This is a genomic window from Glycomyces albidus (assembly GCF_009451885.1).
GTDB lineage: Bacteria > Actinomycetota > Actinomycetes > Mycobacteriales > Micromonosporaceae > Glycomyces > Glycomyces albidus.
The window spans coordinates 1-25142 of sequence record NZ_WIAO01000015.1 but is presented as its reverse complement, the minus strand read 5'-3'; the positions used below and the strand labels follow the sequence as shown (position 1 = coordinate 25142).

Sequence of the window (25142 nt, the reverse complement as noted above, 5' to 3'; positions counted from 1 at the left end):
ATGGCCGACCGGTACCAGCGCGGCCTCGACATCCTGCGCTCGCTCGCCGGCGAGGACGAGCCCTCCACGATCCGCTCGCTCGCCGACATCGCGCCGGACCTGGCGACGTACACCGTCGAGTTCCCGTACGGGGACGTCTATTCGCGGCCCGACCTGACGATCAGGCAGCGCCAGATGGCCACCATCGGGGCGCTCACCGCGCTCGGGTACGCGCTGCCCCAGTTGAAGTTCCATGTGAACGGCGCGTTGAACATCGGGTGCACGCGGCGCGAGATCGTCGAGGCGATCATGCACGTCACCTCCTACTGCGGGTTCCCGGCCGTGATCAACGCGCTGAACGCGGCCAAGGAGGTCTTCGCGTCCAGAGAGGACCCGGAGGACGCGGGGGGCGAGGACGGCCCGGCGGACGACCGCTCCCGGTACGACCGCGGCTGGGAGGCGCTGGCCCGCATCGACGGCGAGGCGGGGGAGGCGGTCATCAACAGCCTCAAGGACATCGCGCCCGACCTGGCCCGCTACATCATCGAGTTCGCGTTCGGGGACCTGTACTGCCGCACCGGTCTGGACCTCCGGACCCGGGAGATCGTGACGATCGCGGCCTGCGTCGCGCTCGGCAGCGCCCTGCCGCAGTTGAAGGTCCACGTCCACGGACTGCTCAATGTGGGTGGCACCAGGGAGGAGGCGGTCGAGACGATCCTCCAGATGGCCGTCTACGCGGGCTTCCCCGCCGCCATCAACGGCATCAACGCCGCCAAAGAGGTCTTCGCCGCGCGCGACGCCGAGCAGTGACACCGCCGGCCCGGTGCGGCGCCGCCGCACCGGGCCGATGCGAGTCGGTCAGGCGGTTCCGGGCACGGGTTCCCGACGTGATGCGGGTGCGGCCTACAGGTACTGGCCGACCTGCTGGTGCGGGACCTGCGGCTCGGTGCGGTTCGGGTCGGTGCCGGCGCGGCGCGCGTACAGCTCGGCGAGCGTCATCGGCTCGCGGACCTGCTCGCCGCCGAGCCAGTCGCTCGACTCGAGCGGCGACAGCTCGCCCACCTCGATCTGCGCCAGGCACCGGCCGGGGCGGACCACGGCCGGGTGGAGCCGGTCGAGGCGCTCGTTCGTGGTGATCGCGACCATGATCTCCCGGCCCTGGCCGAGCAGGCCGTCCGTCAGGTTCAGCAGGCGCGCGAGCGACTGGCCCGACGCCTCCTTCGCCTCGCCGCGGATGAGCTCGTCGCAGTCCTCGAGGACCATCAGCCGCCAGTGCTCACGGCGCGGCTCGCCGGGGGACAGGTCGGGGTCGAGCGCGAGGTCCATCTCCGACCCGATGATGACCTCCATCAGGTAGGACGGGTCCGCGAAGAACGCCTCCGGGTCGAGGACCGTGTCGACCTGGCACCACGGCGCCCACTCGCGGGCGAGCGCCCGCAGCGCCGTCGTCTTGCCCGTCCCGGGCGGGCCGTGGAACAACACGAGCCGGCCGGTCACGTCCGACGACTGCGTCGCCATGAGCTTCCCGAGCGCGGAACCGGCGCTGGAGGAGTAGTTCCGCTCGATCTCGGGCCAGCGCGGGGCGCTGATCGACCGGGTGGAGCGGAACGGGCCGCGCGCCGACCGGTACCAGAAGCCCATGTCGACCTTGTCCTCGCCGACCTCCTCGACCGAGCCGGTCCGGTCGGTGACGTACGCGGCTATCTCCTCGGCGCGCTCGCGGGTCTCGGCGGTGACCACCGCCTGGCCCGAGCCGTCGCGCCACCGCTGGGTCCGGAGCGTCCAGCCGTCGCCGGTCACGAGCTGGAGGAACGAGGTCCCCGAGATCGACCGGAGCAGCGTGCCGCCCTCGGGGATGAGGTCGACGTCGTCCGCGACCATGTCGAGCGCGCGCACCACCGCGTGCGGCTGGGCGCCGCTCACGTAGGCGTCGAGCGCCATGAGGTTCAGCACGTTGGACGGGTCGTCCGAGCCGTCCAACGTGAAGTGCATGTTGCCCAGCACGCCGCCGCCTCCCTGGAGCAGGTTCATGATCTCACCGCGTCTTTCGATGATTCCCATCGCGATCCACCATAGAAAATACGGCCCCGCCCTCGTCGCTGCGACTGGTCGGGCTTCGCGGACGGCGCACCGTGATCGTGCCTTATGACCCCGACACAGCGGGACGGCCGGGGAGCTGCCGGAGATATCTGACCCCACCCGGTGGGGCGTGAGCTGGAACAATCAGCCATGCTGGGTTACGTGACCGCATCGACCGAGACCAGCCAAAACACCGCCGACACCATACCTGGCGGCGGTCGCGGCACCGGAAGCGGGCTGCGGGCGGCGCAGCGCGGCCGGGGACAGCGGGTCCTCGCCGTCGCCGCCGCGGCCGTGGCCGGGCTGCTCGCCGCGGTGATCGCCCTCGACCTCGGCGGCGCCGTCGACGTCGAGGCCCTGCCCGGGCTCGCCGCCGCCGACCCCGCCGTCACGTGGGCCGCCGGGCTCCTCAAGTACGGGTACGACCTCGCGATGCTCGCCGCGGTCGGCTGCACGATCGCCGCCGCGTGCTTCCTGCCCGGCCGCGAGGGCGACCGGGCGCGCCTCGCCGCCCAGCCGTGGCGGTGGCTGCGCGTCGGCGCCGCCGCCTCCGGCCTGTGGGCGCTCATCGCGGCCGTCAGCCTTCCGGTGGAATTCGCGAACACGTTCGCCCGCCCGCTCTCCGAGGTCACACTCCCGGGCCTGTGGTCGTACATCGCCCAGTACGAGCAGGGCCGGTCCCTCGGTCTCACGGTGCTCCTCGCCGGCGCGGCCGCCCTCGTCGCCGCCCGCGCGTTCACCATCCCGGGCGCGGCGCTCGCCGCCGTCGCCGCCCTCGCGGCCTCCCTCCCGCCCGTGTTCACCGGGCACTCGGCCTCGAACGGCAACCACCAGATCGCCGTCGACGCGCTCCTCATCCACGTCGTCGCCGCCGCGTTCTGGGCCGGCGGCCTGTTCGCGCTGTTCATCGCCCGCAAGGACCCGGCGGTCGCGGCCCGCCGCTACTCGCTCGCCGCGGCCTTCGCCTACCCGGCGGTGGCCGCCTCCGGGCTCATCGTCTTCACCGCGAACGTGGCCTTCACCGACCTGTGGGAGTCCGCGTACGGGCGCATCGCCCTCGCGAAGCTCGCCGTCCTCGCCGCCGGCGGCGTGCTCGGCTGGGCCCACCGCCGCCGCACCCTGCCCGCGGTCGCGTCCGGCGACCGGCGCGCGTTCACCCGGCTCGCGGCCGTCGAACTCGGCCTCATGGCGGTCGCGTTCGGCCTCGCCTCCTCGCTCGGGGTCACCCCGCCGCCCGCGGAGGAGCTGCCGGACCCGAACACGGCGCTCCTCGGCTTCCCGACGCCCGAACCGGTGTCCTTGGCGCGCATCCTCACCGACTGGTACCCGTCGGTCCTGTTCTGCGCGGCGGCCCTGGTCCTGACCGGCTTCTACATCGCCGGCGTGGCGCGGCTGCGCCGCCGGGGCGACGCCTGGCCCTGGTACCGCACCGCCCTGTGGTGCGCCGGGTGGGCCGTCGTCGTCCTCGCCACCTCCACCGGGCTCGGCAAGTACGGCATGGTCATGTTCAGCGCCCACATGGTCCAGCACATGGCGATCAACATGCTCGCGCCGATCCTCCTGGTCCTCGCCGCGCCCGTCACGCTCGCGCTCCGCGCCCTCAGGCCCGACCGCGCCGGCGGCCCGCGCGAATGGCTCCTCGCGGCGATCCACAGCCGCTGGTCCCGTTTCGTCTCGCGCCCGCTCATCGCCCTCCTCATCTACCTGACGAGCCTGTACGTCATGTACTTCACCGGGATGTTCGAGTGGGCGATGCGCTCGCACTTCGGGCACCTGTTCATGACCGCGCACTTCCTCGCGGCCGGCGCCCTCTTCTTCTGGGTCGTCATCGGCCCCGACCCGAAGCCGCGCCCGCTCACCTACCCCGCGAAGGTCCTCCTCTACTTCGTGTCCATCGTCTTCCACGCCATCTTCGGCGTCACTCTCATGATGGGGACCAGCGTCATCGCGGGCGACTGGTACACCCAGATCGCGGTCCCGTGGATGAGCGACCTCCTCGCCGACCAGCGCGCCGGGGGCGGCATCGCCTGGGGCTTCGGCGAGATCCCCAGCCTGATCATCATCGTCGTCCTCATCGGACAGTGGGCCCGCTCCGAAGAGCGGGAAGGACGCCGCCTCGACCGGATGGCCGAGCGCGCCACCGCCAGCGGCCGCCCGGAGGACGACCCCCACGAGGTGTACAACGCCTACCTTGCCAGCCTCGACCAGGAACGCCATCCGTCGGAGGTCGCAAATCCGGACCGACGAAAGTGAGCGGTTCCGGACGGGATTTTCGGTCGAACGACAGATGCGGCGCCACCCGCCCGGCCGTACGGTTGCCGCATGAGCGAACCGAGCATCGAGACCGCCGACTCCGGCACTGCCGCCGCTGAGGCCACCGCCGCTGAGACCACCGACTTCGCGACCGCCGCCTTCGAAACCCTCGCCGTCCACGCCGCCGAACCCCGGCCCGCCCACGGCGGATCCGTCGTCCACCCGATCTACCAGGGCACCGTCTTCGAGACCGTCCCCGGCCAGGGTTACGACGAACTCCAGTACATCCGTCTGAACACCAACCCGTCCCAGGAGCACCTGCACCGCAAGCTCGCCGCCCTCGAAGGCGCCGAGACCGCGCTCGCGACCGCCTCGGGCATGGCCGCCATCACGACCACGCTGCTCGCGACGCTCGCGGCGGGCGACCACCTCATCGCCGCCGGCGCCCTCTACGGCGGCACCCACCACTTCCTCACCGAGCAGGCCCCGCGCCTGGGCTGGGACGTCGACTTCGTCGACCCCGAGGACCGCGACTCCTGGACCGAGGCCCTGCGGCCCCGGACGAAGGCGTTCTTCGTCGAGACCATCAGCAACCCGCTCACCCGGGTCGCCGATCTCGTCGGCATCGCCGACTTCAGCCGCGAACACGGCCTCACCAGCATCGTCGACAACACCTTCGCCACACCGGTGGTCTTCCGGCCCCACACCGTCGGGTTCGACATCGTCTGCCACTCGGCGACGAAGGCCCTCAACGGCCACTCCGACCTCGTCGCGGGCGTCGTCACCGGCTCCGCCGAGCACCTCGCGACGATCCGGCACGTCCTCAACCTCTACGGCGGCAGCCTCGACCCGCACGCCGGGTTCCTCCTCGCCCGCGGCCTCAAGACCCTGGCGCTCCGGGTGCGCCAGCAGGGCGCGACCTCGCTCGCGCTCGCCCGCTTCCTTGAGGGCCGCGAGGACATCGCGCAGGTCAACCACCCGGGGCTCGAGTCGCACCCGGACCACGAGCGGGCCGCGGCCCTGTTCGGCGGGTATTACGGCTCCGTCTTCTCGTTCCGCCCCGCGGGCGGCGTCGAAGCGGCCGAGGCCCTCCTCAAGGGCCTGCGGATCCCGTACGTCGCCCCGAGCCTCGGCGGCGCCGAGTCCCTGGTGACCCGGCCGGCGATCACCAGCCACGCCGGAATGAGCGCCGAGGAGCGGGCCGCCGAGGGCATCCACGACGACCTGGTGCGCTTCTCGACCGGCATCGAAGCGGCCGACGACCTGATCGCCGACTTCGCCCGCGCACTGGGCGACTGAGGGAAGACGAGCCGGATCGGGAAAGGAGGTCGAGCGTCCGCGGCCCGCCGAGGCCGCGGCTTCGCGTCCGGAACCGCGGCCTGCTCCGACCAGTGGCCGATCGGACCGGCTGCGACCGGGTGCCGATCCATCGCTCGGCTCATGAGGCGGGCGTGAGGAGCGCTTTCGCTGCGTCCCCGGCGCGGGAGACTGGCATCGGCTGCCGTTCTGCCCTAGTGTGGGGCCAATGCGCCGCCGGCCCGTGAAAGGGGCAGTGCCATGGGATCGTCCGATCGGATGCTGCTCATCGAGCTGACCGAACGGCTCAAGGAGCTGAGCGAGGCCGTTGCGGGCCTTCGTGAGACCCAGGAGGGCATCGAGCGCCGCCTTGAAGCGATCGAGGCGGACGCGAAAGCGGACCGCCAGACCGCCAAGCTGGCCGCCAGGACCGCTTACGCCCAGATCGAGGACCTCATGGCGCTGTACCGCCTGACCGGCCCGGGCGGGCCGCTCCCGCGGATGCGCGACTGGGCCGCCGGCCCCGAGCTCACGCGGTTCCTCGCCGAGGAGGTGACCGCGCGCGGCGGCGCCCGCGTCCTCGAATGCGGGTCCGGGACCACGACGGTGGTGCTCGCGCTCGTCGCCCGGTCGATCGGCTCGGGCCAGGTGACCGCCCTCGAGCACGACCCGCACTACGCGGAGCGGACCCGCGCGGAACTGGAGTCGCGCGGCCTCCAGGGATGGGGCCGGGTGGTCCACGCTCCGTTGACCGACGTCGACCTCGGCGGCGAGGTCTGGCGCTGGTACGACCCGGAACTTTTGCCCCACAACGAGATCGACGTGCTCCTGGTGGACGGCCCTCCGGGCCCGACCGGCCCGCAGGCCCGCTACCCGGCGCTGCCGGTGCTGGCCGAGCGCCTCGCCAAGGACGCGGTCGTCGTCCTCGACGACGCCGACCGCCCCGACGAACGCGCCATCGCGGCCCGCTGGACCGACGCGCACCCGGACTTCGCCGCCGAGCACCTCGGGCACGAGCGGGGCACGCTCGTCCTGCGCCGCAACGCCGGAGCGCCCTGACCCGCCCGAAGCCCGGGCGGGAAGCCGGCTCGCGTCGGCGAGGCCGTCAGCTCCGCCTGCTCCAGTGGGGCATCGGGATCGGGACGAACCTGATGCGCGTGCCGGGCCGCGCCTGGGCGGCCGCGGCCTGGGCCTCGGGGCCGACGACGCCGATGACCGGGTAGCCGCCGGTCGTCGGGTGGTCGGCGCCGAACAGGATCGGCTGGCCGTTCGGCGGCACCTGGAGCGCGCCCGCAGCGATGCCCTCGCTCGGCAGCTCCGCGCCCGGGTCGGCGCGTTTCAAGGTCGGGCCCTCGAGGCGCAGTCCGATCCGGTTGGAGTGCTCCGAGACCGTCCACACGCCGCGGGTCAGCTCCGCCACGGCGGCGGGCCGGAACCACTCGAGCCGCGGCCCCAAGTGGAGTTTCATGACGATCTCGTCGCCGATCCCCGCCCACGGCGCCGGCCACTGCGTCGGCAGCGGCGGGTGGGCCGGGCTCGGGCCGAGCGGGATCGTGTCGCCGTCCTGCAGCGGGGCCGGGCCGAGACCCGACAGCAGGCACGTCGAGTGCGAGCCGAGGCTCGACTTCGGATGCAGCCCACCGGAGAACGCCAGGTACGAGCGCACCCCGACCTCTGCGGACCCGGCGTCGAGCACCGACCCGGCCTTGAGCTTCACGGGCTGCCCCCACGACTCGGGGCGCCCGTCGACGGTGACGGCGCACGGCGCACCGCCCACGACCACCGTGACGTTCCGGTGCGCCTTCACAGTGCAGCCGTTCAGCGTCGTCTCCAGTGCGCAGGCCCCGGTCGGGTTGCCCGCCAACTGGTTCGCGAGCCGCCAGGAAGGCCGGTCCGCGGCGCCCGAGGGCGGCACCGCGAGGTGCCCCCAGCCGGGCCTGCCCGCGTCCTGGCAGGTCGTGAGCACGCCCGCGCGCAGGATCTCGATGTGGCTCATACGCGCACCGCCGCGAACCGCACCCGCGTGCCAGGGACCAGGAGCGCCGCCGGTTCCCGGTGCTCGTTCCACAGCCGTCCCGGGTTCGTCATCGTCGCGATGAGCTGCCAGCCGCCGGGGCTCGTGCGCGGGTACACGCCCGAGTAGGGCCCGGCGACGCCGAGCGAGCCGGCCGGGACCGTCGTCCTCGGGCTCTCGCGGCGCGGCACGTGGTAGCGCTCGGGCAGTCCTTCGAGGTACGCGAACCCGGGGGAGAAGCCGCAGAACGCCGCCTCGTACTCGAAGCCCGAGTGGATGTCCGCCACGTCTTCGGGCCGCACACCCCACAGGGCCGCGACGGCGTCGAGGTCCGGCCCGTCGTAGCAGACGGGGATCTCGACGACCTCGCCCGCGGACTCGGGCTCGTCGGCGAGCGGCCAGCCCGGGAGCTCGGCGGCGAGGAGTTCGGGCTCGTCGACCCCGTCGACGAGGACCGTGGTCGCCCCCGGCACGAGGTCTTCGGCCTCCAGCAGGCCGGACATGCGCCGGCTCTGCAGCGACCGGTAGCAGGCGCGGGCCGCGGCGGTGGTGCCGCAGTCGATCAGGATGCCTCTCGGCCCGGCCGGGAGGGGCCTGAGCCTGGGGGCGGCGGTCGTTCTTCCGGTGCTCACGAGAAAGCCTCCACGTCGATGCCTCGTTCGTTGAATGCGGCCCGGATGGATGCGGCGACCGCGACCGCGTCCGGGCCGTCGCCGTGTACGCAGATCGATTCGGCCGCAACGGCGGTGCGGGTCCCGTCGACCGCGGTGACCGCGCCGTGCTGCGCCAGGTCGACCGCCTGGGCGACCGCGTCGTGCGGCGCCAGCAGCGCCCCCGGCGCCCCGCGCGGCACGAGGCCCCCGTCGGCGAGGTAGCCGCGGTCCGCGAACGCCTCGCCCGCGACCCGCAGCCCGGCGGCGGTCGCGACGCGGTCGAGCTCGCTTCCCCGCCGGGTCAGCACGACCCCCACCCCAGCGAGGAGTGCGCCTTCCACGACGGCCGCGGCCTGGGCCGGGTCGCGGCCCGAGCGGTGGTAAAGGGCGCCATGGGGTTTCACGTAGGCGACGTGCGTTCCGGCCGCCTCGGCGAAGACCCGCAGCGCGCCGATCTGGTAGGCGACCTCGGCGGCCAGCTCGTGCGGCGGCACGTCCATCTCGCGGCGCCCGAACCCGGCCAGGTCCCGGTAGGACACCTGGGCGCCGATCCGCACGCCGACGTCGGCGGCGAGATCGCACACGCGCCGGAGGGTGGCCGGATCGCCGGCGTGGAAACCGCACGCGACATTCGCGCTCGTGACGATCCGCAGCAGTGCGGCGTCGTCGGTGAGCTCCCAGCGGCCGAAACCTTCCCCCAGGTCCGCGTTGAGGTCCATGCGGTCAACGGTACCGGATCACTCTTTCGGGCGCATTTTGCGCACTCGGGTGGTCCGGGCCACGATTCTTGTCGGACCGGGAGGGAATGATCGGCCCCAGACTGCGGTCCCCTCTGGGAGGGCGGGGGATCGGGACGGTATACGGCCTGAAGCCCTCAATGTGGCTGCAAGGTACCGCCAGGCGCCGATGCGGTTGCGCGTGGCTCCGGGGATCGCGAGGCGCCGATGCGGATGCGCCGCAATAAGAACGCGGAGCGCGTCGGCCGGTGAGGGGGCGACGCCCCGAATTCGACCCGGTCGGGACCGAGCCGAGGGCCGACTGCTCGCAGCCGCGTCGCCGCGCTTCGGGCCATCTTGCGGCAAGCGCTTTCTTCAGCTACCGTTCAAGCACCCCGCCAGGCTCGGCCTCCCGGCCGCCGAACTCCCCACGGAGGAACCATGACGACCGGTCCCGCCTCGAGCCCCGACGACCTGCGCGCCCCCGCACCGCTCTTCACCGACCCGGTCTTCGACGGCCCCACCGACCCCACGGTCGTCTACGACCCCGACTCGGCCCTGTGGCACCTCTTCTACACGCAGCGCCGCGCCAGCGCCGCCGACGCCGGCGTCGCCTGGGTCCACGGCACCGACATCGGCCACGCCACCAGTCCGGACGGTCGCGAATGGACGTACGTCGGCACCGCCGCCGGGCCCGACTGCGACAACCGCGACACCTGGTGGGCCCCCGAGGTCCTGCGCCACGACGGCCGATGGCACATGTACGTCACCTACCTCGAAGGCATCCGGGAGGACTGGTCCGGGCCCGCCGAGATCCGCCACTACACCTCCGCCGACCTGGACACCTGGAAATACGAGTCCACGATCGACGCCGACTCCGAGCGCGCCATCGACGCGACCGTCCACCGCCTCCCGAACGGCAAGTGGCGCATGTGGTTCAAGGACGAGCGCCGCGAGAGCCACATCTACGCCGCCGACTCCGACGACCTCTACTCCTGGACCCCGGCCGGCCCCGCCGTCACCGGCCAGGCCCAGGAGGGCCCGACGGTCTTCGCGCTCGGCGGCGTCTACTGGATGGTCACCGACGGCTGGGCCGGCCTGCTCGTCCACCGCTCCACCGACCTCGAGCACTGGCACCGCCAGCCCGTCCCGCTCCTCGCCGGCCCCGGCCGCCGCGCCTTCGACGAGGCCCTCGGCCACCACGCCATGGCCCTCACGCAGGGCCCCGACGAGGCGTTCCTGTACTACTTCACCCATCCCGGCGGCGGCCGCCGCTCGACCGTCCAGGTCGCCCGCCTCCATGTGCGCGACGGCTGGCTCCAGTGCGACCGGGACGAGCCCTTCGACTACCTTCCCGACCCCGCCAAGGCGGCGCCGATGCGCGGCGGAACGGCATGAATCTCGCCCGAACCGGCCCGAAGGCGGACGACGCGAACTCCTGACACTCTGTGAACAACCCTGCCGAATCCCCAGGTGAGGCGGCACTTTCGGGGGACCCGAAAGTAGCGCCCGCAGTCTATGCTGGACCTCACATCGAGTCCACTGAGACCCCCGGAGGCGGCATGTTCGGTGAAGAAGCCATCGCCCAGCAACTGGCGGAAGCCCGCTCGGCGCTCGACGAAGTCAGGAAGGCGCAGCCGGACCAACTCGTCCAACCCGTCACCGCCGAGGCGGCCGACGGGCGCATCACGGTCACCCTGGGCGTGAACGGACGCATCGAGAGGGTTCGGTTCGCGGAGGAGCGCGTCCTCAAGGAGGGCACCGAATTCCTCGAGGAGGAACTGGCGAAGGCGGTCAACGCCGCCCTCGACGCCCGCGCCGAGGCCCTGTCGGCCGACGTGCCGCTCCCCGACCTCGAGGCGATCGGCACCGCCGTCGCCCAGATCCAGGAGCAGGGCGTGCGCCAGATGCGCGACATGAGCGCGCAGATCAGCGCCGTCATGCAGAAGCTCCAGGGAGGGAGCTGACATGGCCGTCAAGATCGATCCCGACTCCATCCGCGAAGGCGCGCAGCAGCTCGACGCGGCGACCGAGGCCGTCCAGGGCCTGTTCGACCAGTTCAAGTCCTCAGTAGAGGGACTGGCGGACTCGTTCGGCGGCGACATGATCGGCAGCCTCCTCGACCTCGCGCACCAGTGCTGCATGGAGGCCCTCATCGAGTGCATCTCCACCAACATCGAAGACCTCGGCGACTACGCGAACACCCTGCGGCAGATGGCCGACGACCACGAGTCGAACGACGCCGAAGTCGAGCGCCTCTTCCGCGAACTCCTCGAAGCGCTCGGCCGCTAGCCCCGCGCCCGCCCCGAGCCCCTTCCCCTTCACACCCTTTCCCTCTCGCCCAACGGCCGCCGCACCGGCCCGCATCAACTCCTTCATAACGCTCCGTACCCCGGGCACTGCGCAGTGTCCCCTCCCTTCGAAGGAGCCCCCAGTGGGTTTGCAACTGCCCTCCGAGCTGAGAAGCCTTCTCAGCATGCTCGGCTACGACTGGCCCGAGCCCGACGAGGAGAAGCTCTTCAACCTCGGCAACACCTGGACCGACCTCGCCGACCAGATCACCGGCGCGGTCGACAAGCTCGAATCCGCCGCCAAGACCGTCATCGACAACAACATCGGCGAGGACATCGCGGCGTTCAAGTCCGAATGGGAGGACGGCGAGTCCGCGGTCCGCAACATCGCGGACATCGGCGAACCGTCCAACATCATCAGCATCGGCCTCATGATCGCCGCCGGCGTCGTCCTGGCCCTCAAGATGCAGATGATCGTCCAGCTCATCACGCTCGCGATCCAGATCGCCCAGGCGATCGCCACCGCCGTGGCCACGTTCGGCGCCTCGCTGCTGGAGATCCCCATCTTCAAGATGATCACCTCGAAGCTCATCGACATGCTCCTCGACATGGCGATCGAGGCGGTGCTCAATGGTTAGGATGCGCACCCGCGCCGCCCGGAAGACCACCGCCAGAGGCGCGAAGATCATCTCCGGGCTCATCAGCAACACCCGCTTCTTCCGCACCGGCAAAGGCGGCGGCAGCTGGGTCAACAAGTCCATCAAGAGCACCGCGAAGAAGGCGACCCGCTCCCGCTGGCGCGCCCGGGTCGGCAACGCCCTCAACAACGACTACAAGGGCACGTTCTTCAAGCAGCACCCGAACCTCAAAGGCAAGGTGGTCGTCCACCACGCCGTGGAGCAGCAGGTCCTGCGCCGGTACCCCGGCCGCTTCAGCGCCGCCGAGATGCACTCGCTCCAGAACCTCCGCGGCATCCCCAAGGGACAGGTGAACAGCCGCGTCCACTTGAGCCAGATCCGCAAGGAATGGAACCAGTTCTACAAGGACTACCCCAACGCCACCCGCCAGCAGATCCTCGACCACGCGACGAAGATCGACCTCAAGCTGGGCACGAACTTCAATCCGCCCGTCCCTTAAGTTAGGATTCGCCCATGAGCTACTACCTTCTGGAGCCCGAAGTCGCCGGCGAGCTCGGCGAGGACACGGTCATGGACACCTCGGTGCACCCGCCCGCCGTGACCAGGCTCCAGTACGTGATCCAGGACTGGCTCGGCGACGAGATCCTGGAGTCGACCCCGTGCTTCGTCGTCACCGAGCACCTGGCCGGCCTCATCGAGGCGGCGGGCCTGTCCGGCTACCGCCTCGCCGACGCCGAGGTCGTCCTCGGCGAGGACGCCGAAGAACTCGCCGAAGGCCCGATCGACCTGCCGAAATGGCAGTGGCTCCAGCTCACCGGCACCGCAGGCGCCGACGACTTCGGCGCCTCCGCCAACGGCAGCCTCGTCGTCTCCGAACGCGCCCTCGGCGTCCTCCGCCAAGGCACCCTCGACAACTGCGACGTCGAAGCGCTCTGACCGACCGAAGCGACACCGCGACCTGAACAGGGGCGCCCGGGCCACCCCCGGGCGCCCCTGCCGCATGTACCGACGCGTTCGAGACCGCTTCCGCTTCGACCACGGCACACGGCCCGTCTATCCGGGCGCCGGCCGGCGGCTCAGAAGAGCCCGGAGAACGCGGCCACCACGAAGAGGACCAGGACGACCAGGACGCCGATCGCGATGTAGAGGAACAGCTCCGGGGAGAGCATGAAGATCACGAGGCAGGCCGCGGCGGCGATCGCGACGGCGACGCCCGCGATCTTCCACTTGCGGGGGCCCGCCTCGGCCTCCTCGCGGAGCTGCTGGTTCACCTTGGACAGCGGCTGCGGGCGCATCACCTGCGTGGGCTCCATCGACGCCTCCTGGAAGCCCGGCGGCGGGAGCTGCTGCAGATCGGAGATGAGCACGTCGAGCTCGGAGTACACGCGGGCGCTCATCGCGGCGTCGACCCGGTCCTGGTACTCGCCGACGTCCAGGCGGCCTTCCTCCACCGCCTGACGCAGGCGCTCCATGACGACCTGGCGGTCGCTCTCCGAGGCTCGCATCTGATCGCGGTCCATTCGGCCACACCTCCAATGTCGGATGCTCCGTCCAGGATGCCAGGGCCTGGCAACACACTGCCATTGCCAAGGTACGGCACCCGACCCCGGCCGCGGCGCCGAGCCGCGGCGCGCGGGGCGCGCCGGCGCCCGCCGTTCCGCCGCGCCTCTTCCCGAACCGGCGCGAAGCTGGGACGATGGGGCGGTGAGCGAACAGCTGATCGTCGGCGTCGGGGCCGGCACCGAACCGGCCGACATGGTGCTCAACATCGGCCCCCAGCACCCGTCGACGCACGGCGTCCTGCGGCTCAGGCTCCGGGTCGACGGCGAGCGCGTCACCGAATGCGAACCGATCGTCGGCTACATGCACCGCGGCGCCGAGAAGCTGTACGAGGTCCGCGACTTCCGCCAGATCATGCTGCTCGCCAACCGCCACGACTGGCTCTCGGCGTTCTCCTCCGAGCTCGGGGTCGCGCTCGCGGCCGAACGGCTCGCCGGGATCGAGGTGCCCGAGCGGGCCGTGTGGCTGCGGATGGCGCTCGCCGAGATGAACCGGATCCTCAACCACCTCATGTTCCTCGGCTCCTATCCGCTCGAGATCGGCGCGATCACCCCGATGTTCTACGCGTTCACCGAACGCGAACGCCTCCAAGCGGTCATGGAGGAGGCCAGCGGCGGCCGCATCCACTACATGTACAACTGCGTCGGCGGCCTCAAGAGCGACGTGCCCGACGGCTGGGAGCACCGGGCCCGCCAGGCCGTCGACGAGGTCGAGACCGGCATGGTGCGGCTCGACAGGCTCCTGCGGCACAACGAGATCTTCGCCGCCCGGACCAAGGGCGTCGGCGTCCTCGACCCGGCCACGGCGGCGGCCTTCGGCGTCACCGGGCCCGTCGCGCGGGCCTCGGGCCTCGACTTCGACCTGCGCCGCGACGAGCCCTACCTCGCGTACGGCGAACTCGACGTGCCCGTCGTGACCCGCACCGAAGGGGACTGCCACGCCCGGTTCATGTGCCTGCTCGACCAGGTCGCCGTCTCGATCGAGCTGGCCCGCAAATGCCTCGCCTGGGCCGCGGCCGCACCCGGGCCGGTCAACGTGAAACTCCCGAAGATCTTCAAGCCGCCGGCCGGCGAGACGTACGTGTGGACCGAGAACCCGCTGGGCGCCAACGGCTACTACCTCGTCAGCCGCGGCGAGAAGACCCCGTACCGGCTCAAGCTCCGCACCGCCTCCTACGCGAACGTGCAGGCCCTCGCCACCCTCATGACCGGGTGCCTCATCCCCGACATGATCGCGATCCTCGGCTCGATGTTCTTCGTCGTCGGCGACATCGACAAATAGCGCCGCTCAGGCGCAGCCGCCGGTGGTCTCGTGCACCCGGAAAGGCTCGGCCTCAACGGGTTCGGTCCAACTGGCGAGGACCTCGCCGCCCGGGCAGGGGACCGCGCCGTAGCGCCAGGCGGCCGTCGCTTCGAGGGGCGGGTCGGGTTCGAACGCGGCGACGCCGCCGTCGAGAGGGCGGCAACCCGTCACGGCGTGGACCAGGACCGGGTCCGACCAGCGGCCGCCCGCCGGGTCGGGGTTCTCGGCGGTGATCCGGAGGCTGACGTAGCCCTCGGTGTCCCCTGACCACACGGCGGCCGACGCGTCGCTCGAGCGGCGCAGCGCGAACCGGTCGGCGAGCGACTCGACCTGGTCGACCGTCGCCCCCGAGACCTGCAGCGTGCGCGACAGCGACAGACCCGGCCGGACCGGGGTGACCTCGCAGGGCTCCGCTTCGAGCGGGCCCGCCGCGAGGACCGCCGCGCCCGTCACCGCGGCCGCCGCCTCGCCGAGCGCCGCGTCCATCACCGCGCGGGCGTCCGCCGCGGAGACCTGCTCCCGCACCGTCGCCCGCGAACCCGCGAACGCGGCCGCCACCAGCAGCACTGCCCACACCACGACCGCGACGCGCAGGCGGCGGCGCCAGCGCGCCGAGACGTTCGAGAACACGAACAACAGTCTGCCCTACCCGGTCTGCGAGACAACCGTCACAATGAGCGATCCGGTGTCACACTCTTGAACCATGTCCCGTCCTCCCGACATGAACGAACCCGATGCGACCGCCGGCCAGGACACGGCGGTCGGCCGCGCGCTGGCCCACTTCGAGGAGCTGCGACCGCGCCTCGTCGGCGTCGCGTACGGCCTCCTCGGGTCCGTCGCCGAAGCCGAGGACGTCGTCCAGGACGCCTGGCTCCGGCTGCAGCGCAGCGACATCGACGCGATCGAGGACCTCACCGGCTGGCTCGTGACCACCACGTCCCGGCTCGCGCTCGACGTGCTCAGGTCCGCCCGGGTCCGCCGCGAGGCGTACGTCGGGCCCTGGCTGCCCGAACCGGTCGAGACCGCGGCCGACCCCGCCGACTCCGTCGGCCTCGCCGACTCACTGTCCTGGGCGATGCTCGTCGTCCTCGAGACCCTCAGCCCCGCCGAGCGGGCCGCGTTCGTCCTCCACGACGTCTTCGGCCTCACCTTCGACGAGGTCGGCGCCGCGCTCGGACGCAGCGCCGCGGCCTGCCGCAAACTCGCCAGCCGCGCCCGCGAGCACGTCGAGAGCCGCCGGCCGCGCTTCGACGTCGACCCCGAGGAGCACCGCCACCTCGTCGAGGCGTTCTCGCGGGCGGTCCGCTCCGGCGACATCGCCGGGCTCACCGCGATCCTCGACCCCGAAGCGGTCCTCACCTCCGACGGCGGCGGTGTCGTGCGCGCCGCCCGCAACCCGATCCACGGCGCCGACAAGGTCGCCCGCTTCCTCACCGGCGTCACCGCCAAGTACATCGAGTACGAGCACCGCGTCACCTCCGTCAACGGCGGGCCCGCGCTGCTCACCGTCATCGGCGGCGAGGTCGGCGGCATCACCCTGCTGGGCATCGAGCACGGCCGCATCGTCGCCGTCGACATGGTCCGCAACCCCGACAAGCTCAACGGCATCCACGAAGTCCACCGTCCGCGATAGAAAGGAACCCGTCCATGGGACCCCGTCTCGAATTCATCGGCACCGAGTTCGCCAAGGCGTACTACAAGAACATGCTCGCCAACGAGAAGCTGTTCCACACGGCGAGCCCGGTCCCGCACCGCACCATGGAGCTGGTGAAGCTCCGCGCCAGCCAGATCAACGGCTGCGGCTACTGCACCGACATGCACTACAAGGACGCCGTGCACGCCGGCGAGGACCCCGAACGGCTCAACCTGGTCACCGTGTGGCGCGAGGCGCCCGCGTTCGACGAGGCCGAGCGGGCCGCGCTCGCGCTCGCGGAGGAGTCGGCGCGGCTCGCCGACAACCCGCACGGCGTCAGCGACGAGACCTGGGAGGCCGTCCGCAAGCACTACGACGACGAGCAGATCGCGGCCCTGGTCGCGATGTGCGCCCAGATCAACGCCTGGAACCGCATCAATGTCATCCTGCGCACCCCGGCCGGGTTCTACGACCCGGTCACGAAGACGGCCCGGTACAAGGACCAGCAGGAGTAGCGAAGCGAACGGCAGGACCGCCGCGCCGGCGGCGGTCCTGCCGTGAAACCTGACGCGCGACGGCCGGTCCGCGGTAACGGGCGTACGGGTCCGGGCTGCTCGACCGGCTACCGGTCGAGGCCGTCCTCGAGGCCGTCGTCAAGGCCGTCGTCGAGGATGCGGCGGTGGAGGCGCCGGAGCCGCGGGCCCGGCTCGAGCCCGGCGGACTCGATCATCAGGTCCCGGGTCTGCGCGTAGACCTGGAGCGCCTCCCACCGCCGGTGGTCCTTGGACAGGGCGAGCATCAGCAGCTCCGTCAACCGCTCCCGGAACGGGTTCGCCCGCACCGCGGCCCGCAGTTCGCCGATCGCCGCGGCGACGTCGCCCGCCTCGACGAGCAGCCCCCACCGCCGCGACTCCACCGCATAGCGGCGCTCGGTCAGCTCCACGGCCGTCGGATACAGCGGGTTGTCGACGTCGATGCCCTCGAGCGGGCTCCCACGCCACAGCCGCAGCGCCCTGTCGTACCAGTCGAGCGCGGCCGCCGCGTCGCCCGCTTCGCGGGCGCTGTCGGCCCGGCGGCACCACTCGTCGAACACCTCCGCGTCGACCTCGCCCGGCTCCGTCCGCAGCGTCACCTGTCGCCGGTCCGCGACCACCCGCGACTCCAGCGACAGCGGGTCGGTGAGCGCCGACCGCAGACGGCGCAGGTACGTGCGGAGATTGGGGCCCGCCGAGGGCGGGGGATCGCTCCACACCATGCCGCCCAGCCGCCGGCGCTGCAAAGGCCGGCCCGCGTTCGCAAGCAGCGCCGCCAGCACCGTCTGCTGACGGCTGCCGCCCAGGTGCACGGGGGCCCCGCCAATGCGCACTTCGAGTGGTCCGAGCATCCGGAACTCCATGAGCCTCCTTCGATCGACCATACGCCTGCAAGCGTTTGCGACGCGGTGCCGCTCGAACTATACGCCGCGTATACGGTCTGAAGTTGCCTTCATATCCACTGCGCCGCATAGGGTCTGAACATGGTCAAACCCAACTGGAACCACCTCCGCGCCGTGCTCGCCGCGGCGGCGTCGTTCGCGGCCGCCGCCGGCGTCCTGGCGCTCGCACCCGCCGCCGCGCAGGCCGAGACCACCGGCGACCACTGCGCCTACGACATCGTCCGCGACGACCTCTCCTGCGCCGACTCCCCCGAGGCGGCCCTCGCCGCGAACTCGGTCGGCATCCAGGCCGACACCGTCCTGGTGCGGCTGTACGACCAGGCGAACTACGGGACCGCCAACGGCACTTTCACACTGACCGCGCCCGGCTCCTACACCTGCTCGGCCGCGTACTCGCCGGTCGAGTTCACCGTCACCAGGATGGGGAGCTTCGTCAACCGCGCCAGCTCCGCGCACACCTACCGCTCCTGCGACGTCAAACTCTTCGACAGCGCCGACGCCACCGGGACCTCCTCCACCTGGATCGACAACCTCGCCAACCTCGACACCGCCGCCGGCGGCTGGTCCAACCGGGCCAGCTCCTTCCAGGTGAGTTAGGACAGTCGACCGACCCGCCGCCGGCCCGCTCGCGCCGCGGCAACGGAAGAGCGCGGTCGCCGCTCCCGCGCGAGCGGCGGCATCACCCAGTGGACGCGAAAGGGCCCGACCGCATCTGCGGTCGGGCCCTCGCTGCTCAGGACCGGGGTTACGAGCCGAACGTCCCTAAGCGGTCTCTAGCGGCTGACGGCGAGCTTGGTCTCGTTGACGCCGCGGGCGGCCTCGATCTCGCCGGTGGCGTCGCCGTAGCGCGAGAGCGCCCGGAGCGTCCACTTGCCGGGGGCGGCGAAGAAGCGGAACTGGCCGCCCTCGCCGGTGACGACCTCGGCGGTGAACTCGCCGGTGCCGTCGAGGAGGCGCACGTACGCGCCCTGGACCAGTTCGCCCTCGTCGTTGACGACCGTGCCGGTCAGCACGGTCTCCTTCTCGAGGTCGACCGACGCCGGCAGGGCCAGGTCCTGGTCGGGTGCAGCGCAGCTGTCAGACATGTCGTTCCTTTCCGTACCGTTGCGGGTCACTTGGTGCCGGGCTCGTCGCCGAGGGCGATCGGGACGCCCACGAGCGAGCCGTACTCGGTCCAGGAGCCGTCGTAGTTCTTGACGTCCTCGTAGCCGAGGAGCTCGCGGAGCGCGAACCAGGTGTGGCTGGAGCGCTCGCCGATGCGGCAGTACGCGATGGTCGCCTTGCCCTCGTCGAGGCCGGCCTCGCCGACGTAGAGCTCGCGGAGCTCCTCCTCGGACTTGAACGTGCCGTCCTCGTTCGCGGCCTTGCTCCACGGGACGCTCAGCGCCGTCGGGATGTGGCCGGCGCGCTGGGACTGCTCCTGCGGGAGGTGGGCCGGGGCCAGGAGGCGGCCGGCGTACTCGTCGGGGGAGCGGACGTCGATGAGGTTCTTGACGCCGATGGCGGCCTCGACCTCGTCGCGCTTGGCGCGCAGGTCCCAGTTGAGCGGCTTGGCGACGTAGTTGGTGGGTTCGCGCTTGACGACCTCGGTGGTGACGTCGCGGGCGTCGAGCTCCCACTTCTTGCGGCCGCCGTCGAGGAGCTTCACGCTCTCGTGGCCGTACAGCTTGAAGTACCAGTACGCGTAGGCCGCGAACCAGTTGTTGTTGCCGCCGTAGAGGACCACGGTGTCGTCGTTGGCGATGCCGCGCTCCGAGAGGAGCTGCGAGAACTGCTCCTGGTTGACGAAGTCGCGGCGGACCGGGTCCTGGAGGTCGTCCTTCCAGTCGATCTTGACCGCGCCCTTGATGTGGCCGCTGTCGTAGGCGGAGGTGTCCTCGTCGACTTCGACGAACACGACTCCGGGGGTGTCGAGGTTCTCTTCCGCCCAATCGGCGGTCACCAGCACGTCTTCACGGGCCATGGGTGTTCTCTCCTGAACGTTGAATGGAATGGCTTGGTATCGACTGTTCCGAGTTCGAGAGGGCCCGGCGGTGCGGTGGCGCCGCGTTTCGGCGGCGGAGCAGGGTGATCCAGGGGATCGTCAGTCCTGGAATCGAGACCGGTTCCGGCCGCGCTGGAGGACAGCGGAAATGAACGGAACCTGTGGAAGCAAGCCTTGCTCTGACTCTGCACTTTTCTTCGTGCCGCGCACGCTGGGCCGCAATGCGGCGACTGCCGTCGGCCTCCGGGGCCGGGCGAGTCGCCTAAGGCATTCGACAGAGCGTGGCCGCGATCATGCAGTAATCGATCGCGCGCCGCTTGGTGAGCATCGGCTTGCGCATGGGCAGAACGCTAGCAGACTTCCCGGGCCGAATCCACACCCGTTCTCGCGATGCGGACGGAGCGGCGCACCGATTGCGAGCGCCCCGTCACACCCGTCAGGTGAGGACGACGTCCTCGGCGGTGCCCGAGATGGCGACGACGTCGCCTTCGAACGCGATCTCGGCGAGCGTGATCCCGTACGGCAGCTCGGGCAGTTCGACAGTGGAGGTGAGCTGGGACGCGAACTCGTCGACGAGCGGCTGGACGCCTGCCGGCAGGCCCTCGGTGAGCGACTCGACGGCTTCGGGCGTGAAGCTGATGGCGCCGTCGCCGACGACGACCTGCCCGCTGGCCTGGAGGTCGACGGAGATGCCGCCGAGCTCCTCGGTCGCGGAGAGTGTCGCGTTCCCGTCCTCGTCGATCTGCAGGTCCCAGCCGGTCTGCTCGGCCAGGAGCGCCTCGACCGAGTCGACCGAGATGGTGCCCTCGACGTCGAGGGTGCGGGCGACGGCGTCGCCGCCGTCGCTGAGCTCGCGCCAGTCGGCGTCGACGTCGCGCGCGGTCATGGCGAGCTCGGGGAAGACGAGGCCGTTCGCGCCGACGTCGGCGAGGGTGATGTCGATCTGCTCGAAGTCGCCGGACCACGCCTGCGTGACGAAGGGCCAGCCGTGGATGGTCACGTCCGGGCGCTGGTCGGAGTAGGCGCCGTGGTCGGCGGCAGTGGCCGCGACCTCGGTCGCGATGCGCCCCTCGGCGACCGCGTTGGCGACCCGGTCGCCGAGGGCGGCGAGGGCGGCGACGATGACGAGGGTGATGAGGAGGCGGCGGAGGATCTTCACCAGGTGGCTCCAGTGAGTCTCGGGGTGGGTTCGGCGCGGGGGGTGCGTCAGTCGATCATGTAGTAGGCGCTCAGGAGGTATACGACGGGGCCCGTGACGGCGAACGCGAGGAGCGGCCCGGCGGCGTTGACCACGGGGTTCGGGGCGGTCCCGGCGCCGTCGATGCGCCGCGACGCCGACATGTAGCCGCAGGCGAGGTCGGACAGGACCGCGATGAGCGCGATGAGGAGGCCGCCGATCGCGGCGTGCCTCGGATCGGGTCCCTCGATGACGAGCCCGGCGTAGGCGGCGGAGGCGGTGCCGCACATGGTGCCGATGACGATGCCGAACGCGCCGCGGGTGACCTGGCGGTTGATCCGCGGGTCGGGCATGACGAGGTCGACGGCGCGGGCGGCGAGGATCGCGGTCCCGGCGGCGACGACCGCGGAGTACATCGCGGGCGGCGCGGATCCCAAGCGGGACAAGGCGATGTAGCAGGCGTACCCGCACACGGCGATGCACAGGACCATCGTGAACCCGAGGCTCTCGGTGACCCCTTCGTGGGTGCGGCGCACGAGCTGGCCGGCGACGGCGGCGCCGAAGGCGAGCGCGAGGAGCACGGTGACGGGCAGGAGCGAGACCGGCTGCCAGGTCACGGCGACCCAGTCGGCGGCGACGGCGAGGCCGGAGGCGACGGCGACGGTGAGCCAGGCGCCGTCGATCCTGCGCACCCAGGTCATGAGGACGACTGCGGCGATCTGGAGGACCGCGATCCCGGCGGCGTAGACGGGCCGCTCCATCTGGGCGCCGAGGACGAGCCCGGCGCTGACGACGACGACCACGGCGAGTGCGGGGAGGCGGTGGAGCAGGGGCGGGGTCGGCGGCGGGAGGGTGTGGTCCTCGCGGCCGGCGGCCCGGTAGGCGCCGGTGCCGACGCGCCGGCGGGAGCCGGTGGCGTCCGGGTCCTCGCCGCGACCGGGGGACGCGGAGCGGCGCGGTCCGGCCTGGCTCGGCGCCTCGGGGTAGGTCTCGCCCCAGGCGGCGCCCTCGGCGGGAGGGGCCGCCTCGGGGGGCTCGTAGCCCCAGGTCTCGTCGGGTCGGCTGTACGACACGGTCACAGCCTACGGCAAGGCCCTTGTGCACCGTTCACCTTCGAAGGGCCGCAGGGCGGGTGTCGGCGGGACCGCCCGGTGGGGTGACGGTACGGGTCCGTTCGTGATCGGTGCGTGTCCGGGCGGTGAACGGCGGTTTGCCGGGGCTTGGCCGCGCGCCGTCCCGAATAGTGAGGTTGCGCGGTCGTGACGCTGGTCATTTGCCTGGTGACCGTTTACACTTTGACAGGACTCCACCTACCGCAAGTAAGCCCCGCCCGTCGCCGTAGCCGGGAAGAGCGATAGTCGCGCGTGCTCACCTACCAGCGGAGGACTGCTTTGGAAATCCTGATCCTCACTTCCAACCCTGTGCCGGAGTCCCCGGAGTCGATCCTCCCGTCCTTGGAGCTGCTGCCGCACCGCGCGCGGTACGCCGGCCGGGACGTGCGGGCGCTGCTGAGCGGGCCGAGCCCGGACGCGGTGATGGTCGACGCCCGGTCCGACCTCGCCGACGCCCGAGCCACCTGCCGGGTCCTCCAGGCCACGGGCCTGACGGTGCCGCTGCTCGCGATCGTCACCGAAGCGGGCCTGGCCGCGCTCCAGGCCGACTGGGGTGTGGACGACTTCCTGCTCGCGTCCTCCGGCCCGGCCGAGGTCGAGGCGCGCCTGCGGCTGACCACCGGCAAGCCGAACGCGGCCACGGCCGCCGGCCCCGCGGTGATCCGCGCCGGCGACCTCACGGTCGACCCCGACACGTACGCGGCGAAGCTCAAGGGCGCCCCGCTCGACCTGACGTACAAGGAGTTCGAGCTGCTGCGGTTCCTCGCCCAGCACCCGGGCCGCGTGTTCACCCGCGAGCAGCTCCTGCGGGAGGTGTGGGGCTACGACTACTTCGGCGGCACCCGCACCGTCGACGTCCACGTGCGGCGCCTGCGCGCCAAGCTCGGCTCGGAGTACGAGTCGATGATCGGCACGGTGCGGCAGGTCGGCTACAAGTTCGTGGCGCCGCCGCCGGAGAACCTGCGCGAGTCCGAGCCCGCTCCCGAGCGGGTCGACGCATAAACGACCGGGGCCGTTCGCTCCCCGTTCCGAAAGCGACAGAAGAGGCGGTTCCGCGGCAGCGGGCCGCCTTTTCCAATTGTGTCCGAAGTTGACACTGATTCCAGAGTTTCCCCTGGTCCATAAGTGGCTTTCGGACGTGTTGCGGCCGTCCGCATATCGGCTCGACTCGATGAACATTGCTCCCGGAATCGTGCCGAACAGGAATGTTAACCATTGTAATCACCCCGGAGAACGGTCCTATCCGGACAAAAGCCGCAACTCAGAGTACCCAAGCAGTGGCCCTGGGTGGATAGAATGAAGACCGCTTTGGACCCGTACCCTCGTCCCCCTTGGAGTGTGACCCCGTGTCCGATCGCTCCGTCGACCCCGATGCCCTCGCAGAGTTCCGCGAGGTCGCCCAGGGCCGCTTGGCACACCTCGAAACGCTGATCGAACGGCTGCGGCACGGCAACGTACTCGGCGTGGAACCCGGCTTCGGGCTCCTCGACTCGGGCCAGACCGCCCGCGAGACGTACCGCGAATTCCACCGTCAGACCTGGTCCAACCTCCAGGACCTCCGAGCCGACCTGGCCGGCATCATCGCCACGGTCGACGGCGTCGCCGAGCGCGCCGTCGAGACCGACGCGGATTCGGCAGCCCACCTGTCGCGAAGGGAGGCGTGAGCGACATGCCCGACACCCAGACCAGCGGCGACACCGGCCGCGACGACGACGAGCGCGACGACGACCTCGACGAAGAGGAAGAGGACGACGACCGCGAGGACGACGACACCGGCACCGACAACGAAGAGGACGACGAAGAGGACGACGACCGCGAGGAGGAGGAGGACGACGACCACCGCCGCGGCCGGCGCGACGACTACGACAGCGCCGCCCCCGACGACTCCACCGTCGTCGAGTACCAGCGGCGCGACGCCGAAGCGCTCTTCCTCTCGGGCCAACCCTGCGGCTACGCCAACTGCCAGAACCAGTACAACGAGGCCGAGACCGCCTGGATCAAGCTCGTCTCCGCGATCCCCATCGCCGGCCAGGTCCAGATGCTGACCGTCGAGACCAAGGGGACGCCCGCGCCGAGCCAGGCCAGCATCCGCAACCTGGTCGCCGAGGTCCGCCCCGACGACCCGGACAAGTACGCGCTCCGGACCGTCAGCGTGCACTGGCAGGAGTTCAAGGACGCCTTCGACACCGACCCCGGGAACGGGATCGCCCCGATGCTCAAGTCGGCGCTGCGCACCCTCTCGGACACCTGGAAGGGCGACGACTTCGACGCCTTCGCCGAGCAGGTCGAGATCGTCCTCGGCAACTGCGCCTCCATCTGCGAGGACATCGGCGACGCCACCAGCGGCGCCGTCGGGCTCCTCGAGCAGAAGGCCGACGAGTTCTTCGGACTCCAGGGCGGCGACTCCGGCGAGCTGCCGTACCCCGCGCCGCTGTACTGGATCTCCGACATGGAGTCGATGTTCACCGACCCGCTCGTCCACGTGCGGCCCCCGTTCCGCAGCGGCTGGTGCGACGTCACCGCCGGCTGCGACAACGACGGCGGCCTCGTCGGGGCGCTGCTGGAGCTCGGCGGCTTCGAGAAGGACTATGTGGACGAAGTCCACGACTATGTGGAGAACCAGACCGACTACTACATGCGTAAGCACAAGAACGACGAGCCGCCGATCACCGAGGAGCAGGCGCGGGCCTGGGCGCAGGCCGACGCGAACAACAACATCACCGCCGACGTGAACGCCGGCATCGAGGACTACGACTCGCGCTCGCAGATCGCGAACGAGGACGTCGTGAACCGCTGGCAGAACGCGGAGGACTCGGCCTCGACGTTCCAGCCGGAGGCGTACCCGTCGAGCCCGTCGACGTTCCGCGACTCCTCCGACATGCTCGCCGACTCCTACGGGGGCCTCGACGCCGGATCCGGCGGCCTCGAGCCGGGCGGCGCGCCGCCCGGCGGGGGCAGCGGCGGCGGCCTGGAGCCGCCCGGCGGTGGCGGCGGCGGGGTCAGCGGTGGTCTCGCCTCCG

General features: G+C 71.3%; 28 protein-coding genes. 17 read left to right on the top strand and 11 right to left on the bottom strand.

Annotated features, from left to right (window positions below; genetic code table 11):
* Complete coding sequence (locus GFD30_RS13490; protein WP_153025727.1) at positions 1–789, top strand: carboxymuconolactone decarboxylase family protein; 789 nt, start codon at positions 1–3, stop codon at positions 787–789.
* Positions 790–882: 93 nt separating this feature from the next.
* Here the strand turns inward: GFD30_RS13490 and GFD30_RS13485 are convergent, their stop codons facing one another.
* The gene (locus tag GFD30_RS13485; RefSeq protein WP_407649049.1) at positions 883–2010 is read right to left on the bottom strand and encodes a DUF5925 domain-containing protein; all 1128 of its coding nucleotides are present in this window, start codon (positions 2008–2010) and stop codon (positions 883–885) included.
* A 210-nt stretch (positions 2011–2220) separates the two neighbouring features.
* On the opposite strand from GFD30_RS13485, the gene GFD30_RS13480 reads away from it, so the two are divergent.
* From GFD30_RS13480 to GFD30_RS13470, 3 genes are all read left to right on the top strand, one after another.
* Entirely contained in the window at positions 2221–4311 is a 2091-nt protein-coding gene (locus GFD30_RS13480) for a cytochrome c oxidase assembly protein (protein ID WP_153025726.1), read from the top strand.
* A gap of 69 nt (positions 4312–4380) precedes the next feature.
* On the top strand, positions 4381–5610 hold the full coding sequence (locus tag GFD30_RS13475; RefSeq protein ID WP_153025725.1) for a trans-sulfuration enzyme family protein: 1230 nt from the start codon (positions 4381–4383) through the stop codon (positions 5608–5610).
* 258 nt (positions 5611–5868) lie between these two features.
* Positions 5869–6666: a class I SAM-dependent methyltransferase gene (locus GFD30_RS13470; RefSeq protein ID WP_153025724.1), complete on the top strand. Its 798-nt coding sequence runs from the start codon at positions 5869–5871 to the stop codon at positions 6664–6666.
* A gap of 46 nt (positions 6667–6712) precedes the next feature.
* Here the strand turns inward: GFD30_RS13470 and GFD30_RS13465 are convergent, their stop codons facing one another.
* Genes GFD30_RS13465 through GFD30_RS13455 form a run of 3 tightly spaced genes read right to left on the bottom strand, consistent with a single transcriptional unit; the run spans position 6713 to position 8993 of the window.
* Positions 6713–7603 (bottom strand): 5-oxoprolinase subunit C family protein, encoded by an 891-nt coding sequence (locus tag GFD30_RS13465; RefSeq protein ID WP_153025723.1) that lies wholly within the window; start codon positions 7601–7603, stop codon positions 6713–6715.
* Complete coding sequence (locus tag GFD30_RS13460) at positions 7600–8253, bottom strand: 5-oxoprolinase subunit B family protein (protein WP_322633227.1); 654 nt, start codon at positions 8251–8253, stop codon at positions 7600–7602. The genes GFD30_RS13465 and GFD30_RS13460 overlap by 4 nt, the downstream gene beginning before the upstream one ends.
* On the bottom strand, positions 8250–8993 hold the full coding sequence (locus GFD30_RS13455; protein WP_153025722.1) for a LamB/YcsF family protein: 744 nt from the start codon (positions 8991–8993) through the stop codon (positions 8250–8252). The genes GFD30_RS13460 and GFD30_RS13455 overlap by 4 nt, the downstream gene beginning before the upstream one ends.
* Before the next feature lie 438 nt (positions 8994–9431).
* Here GFD30_RS13455 and GFD30_RS13450 point away from each other — a divergent pair, with 438 nt between their 5' ends.
* The 6 genes from GFD30_RS13450 (at position 9432) to GFD30_RS13425 (ending at position 12855) form a co-directional block, all read left to right on the top strand.
* Complete coding sequence (locus GFD30_RS13450) at positions 9432–10388, top strand: family 43 glycosylhydrolase (protein ID WP_153025721.1); 957 nt, start codon at positions 9432–9434, stop codon at positions 10386–10388.
* A gap of 164 nt (positions 10389–10552) precedes the next feature.
* On the top strand, positions 10553–10957 hold the full coding sequence (locus tag GFD30_RS13445; RefSeq protein ID WP_153025720.1) for a YbaB/EbfC family nucleoid-associated protein: 405 nt from the start codon (positions 10553–10555) through the stop codon (positions 10955–10957).
* Position 10958: 1 nt separating this feature from the next.
* Positions 10959–11282 carry a WXG100 family type VII secretion target gene (locus GFD30_RS13440; RefSeq protein WP_153025719.1) on the top strand — a complete coding sequence of 108 codons (324 nt, stop codon included), beginning with the start codon at positions 10959–10961 and terminating at the stop codon, positions 11280–11282.
* A 142-nt stretch (positions 11283–11424) separates the two neighbouring features.
* Positions 11425–11919 (top strand): WXG100-like domain-containing protein, encoded by a 495-nt coding sequence (locus GFD30_RS13435; RefSeq protein WP_227996249.1) that lies wholly within the window; start codon positions 11425–11427, stop codon positions 11917–11919.
* Positions 11912–12418, top strand: coding sequence for a hypothetical protein (locus GFD30_RS13430; protein WP_153025718.1), 507 nt, complete (start codon positions 11912–11914; stop codon positions 12416–12418). Before GFD30_RS13435 ends, GFD30_RS13430 begins: the two co-directional genes overlap by 8 nt.
* A gap of 14 nt (positions 12419–12432) precedes the next feature.
* A complete protein-coding gene (locus GFD30_RS13425) occupies positions 12433–12855 on the top strand; it encodes a hypothetical protein (RefSeq protein WP_153025717.1) in 423 nt (140 codons plus the stop codon).
* Positions 12856–12995: 140 nt separating this feature from the next.
* Here the strand turns inward: GFD30_RS13425 and GFD30_RS26295 are convergent, their stop codons facing one another.
* Positions 12996–13439, bottom strand: coding sequence for a DUF1707 SHOCT-like domain-containing protein (locus GFD30_RS26295; protein WP_194201959.1), 444 nt, complete (start codon positions 13437–13439; stop codon positions 12996–12998).
* Positions 13440–13674: 235 nt separating this feature from the next.
* On the opposite strand from GFD30_RS26295, the gene GFD30_RS13415 reads away from it, so the two are divergent.
* Positions 13675–14760, top strand: coding sequence for an NADH-quinone oxidoreductase subunit D (locus GFD30_RS13415; RefSeq protein WP_153025819.1), 1086 nt, complete (start codon positions 13675–13677; stop codon positions 14758–14760).
* 6 nt (positions 14761–14766) lie between these two features.
* On the opposite strand, the gene GFD30_RS13410 is transcribed toward GFD30_RS13415, so the two are convergent.
* Positions 14767–15411 carry a hypothetical protein gene (locus GFD30_RS13410; protein WP_153025715.1) on the bottom strand — a complete coding sequence of 215 codons (645 nt, stop codon included), beginning with the start codon at positions 15409–15411 and terminating at the stop codon, positions 14767–14769.
* A 73-nt stretch (positions 15412–15484) separates the two neighbouring features.
* On the opposite strand from GFD30_RS13410, the gene GFD30_RS13405 reads away from it, so the two are divergent.
* On the top strand, positions 15485–16414 hold the full coding sequence (locus tag GFD30_RS13405; RefSeq protein ID WP_227996247.1) for a sigma-70 family RNA polymerase sigma factor: 930 nt from the start codon (positions 15485–15487) through the stop codon (positions 16412–16414).
* Between the two features lie 71 nt (positions 16415–16485).
* Positions 16486–16929: a carboxymuconolactone decarboxylase family protein gene (locus tag GFD30_RS13400; RefSeq protein ID WP_407649048.1), complete on the top strand. Its 444-nt coding sequence runs from the start codon at positions 16486–16488 to the stop codon at positions 16927–16929.
* Positions 16930–17036: 107 nt separating this feature from the next.
* On the opposite strand, the gene GFD30_RS13395 is transcribed toward GFD30_RS13400, so the two are convergent.
* Positions 17037–17810, bottom strand: coding sequence for an AfsR/SARP family transcriptional regulator (locus tag GFD30_RS13395; protein ID WP_194201958.1), 774 nt, complete (start codon positions 17808–17810; stop codon positions 17037–17039).
* A 120-nt stretch (positions 17811–17930) separates the two neighbouring features.
* On the opposite strand from GFD30_RS13395, the gene GFD30_RS13390 reads away from it, so the two are divergent.
* A complete protein-coding gene (locus tag GFD30_RS13390) occupies positions 17931–18446 on the top strand; it encodes a hypothetical protein (RefSeq protein WP_153025712.1) in 516 nt (171 codons plus the stop codon).
* Positions 18447–18622: 176 nt separating this feature from the next.
* Here GFD30_RS13390 and GFD30_RS13385 read toward each other — a convergent pair whose 3' ends face one another.
* The 4 genes from GFD30_RS13385 to GFD30_RS26285 all read right to left on the bottom strand — a co-directional run bounded on the left by GFD30_RS13385 (position 18623) and on the right by GFD30_RS26285 (position 22083).
* The gene (locus tag GFD30_RS13385; protein ID WP_153025711.1) at positions 18623–18934 is read right to left on the bottom strand and encodes a DUF1416 domain-containing protein; all 312 of its coding nucleotides are present in this window, start codon (positions 18932–18934) and stop codon (positions 18623–18625) included.
* Between the two features lie 26 nt (positions 18935–18960).
* On the bottom strand, positions 18961–19812 hold the full coding sequence (locus tag GFD30_RS13380; protein ID WP_153025710.1) for a sulfurtransferase: 852 nt from the start codon (positions 19810–19812) through the stop codon (positions 18961–18963).
* 457 nt (positions 19813–20269) lie between these two features.
* The gene (locus GFD30_RS26290; protein ID WP_194201957.1) at positions 20270–20992 is read right to left on the bottom strand and encodes an LmeA family phospholipid-binding protein; all 723 of its coding nucleotides are present in this window, start codon (positions 20990–20992) and stop codon (positions 20270–20272) included.
* A 47-nt stretch (positions 20993–21039) separates the two neighbouring features.
* Complete coding sequence (locus GFD30_RS26285; RefSeq protein ID WP_194201956.1) at positions 21040–22083, bottom strand: hypothetical protein; 1044 nt, start codon at positions 22081–22083, stop codon at positions 21040–21042.
* A gap of 318 nt (positions 22084–22401) precedes the next feature.
* Here GFD30_RS26285 and GFD30_RS13370 point away from each other — a divergent pair, with 318 nt between their 5' ends.
* From GFD30_RS13370 to GFD30_RS13360, 3 genes are all read left to right on the top strand, one after another.
* Complete coding sequence (locus GFD30_RS13370; RefSeq protein ID WP_112137400.1) at positions 22402–23124, top strand: winged helix-turn-helix transcriptional regulator; 723 nt, start codon at positions 22402–22404, stop codon at positions 23122–23124.
* A 344-nt stretch (positions 23125–23468) separates the two neighbouring features.
* Positions 23469–23786, top strand: coding sequence for a hypothetical protein (locus GFD30_RS13365; protein ID WP_153025708.1), 318 nt, complete (start codon positions 23469–23471; stop codon positions 23784–23786).
* Positions 23783–25142, top strand: a 1360-nt coding sequence (locus tag GFD30_RS13360) for a hypothetical protein (RefSeq protein ID WP_194201955.1), incomplete at its 3' end; no start/stop codon positions are given. The genes GFD30_RS13365 and GFD30_RS13360, both read left to right, overlap by 4 nt.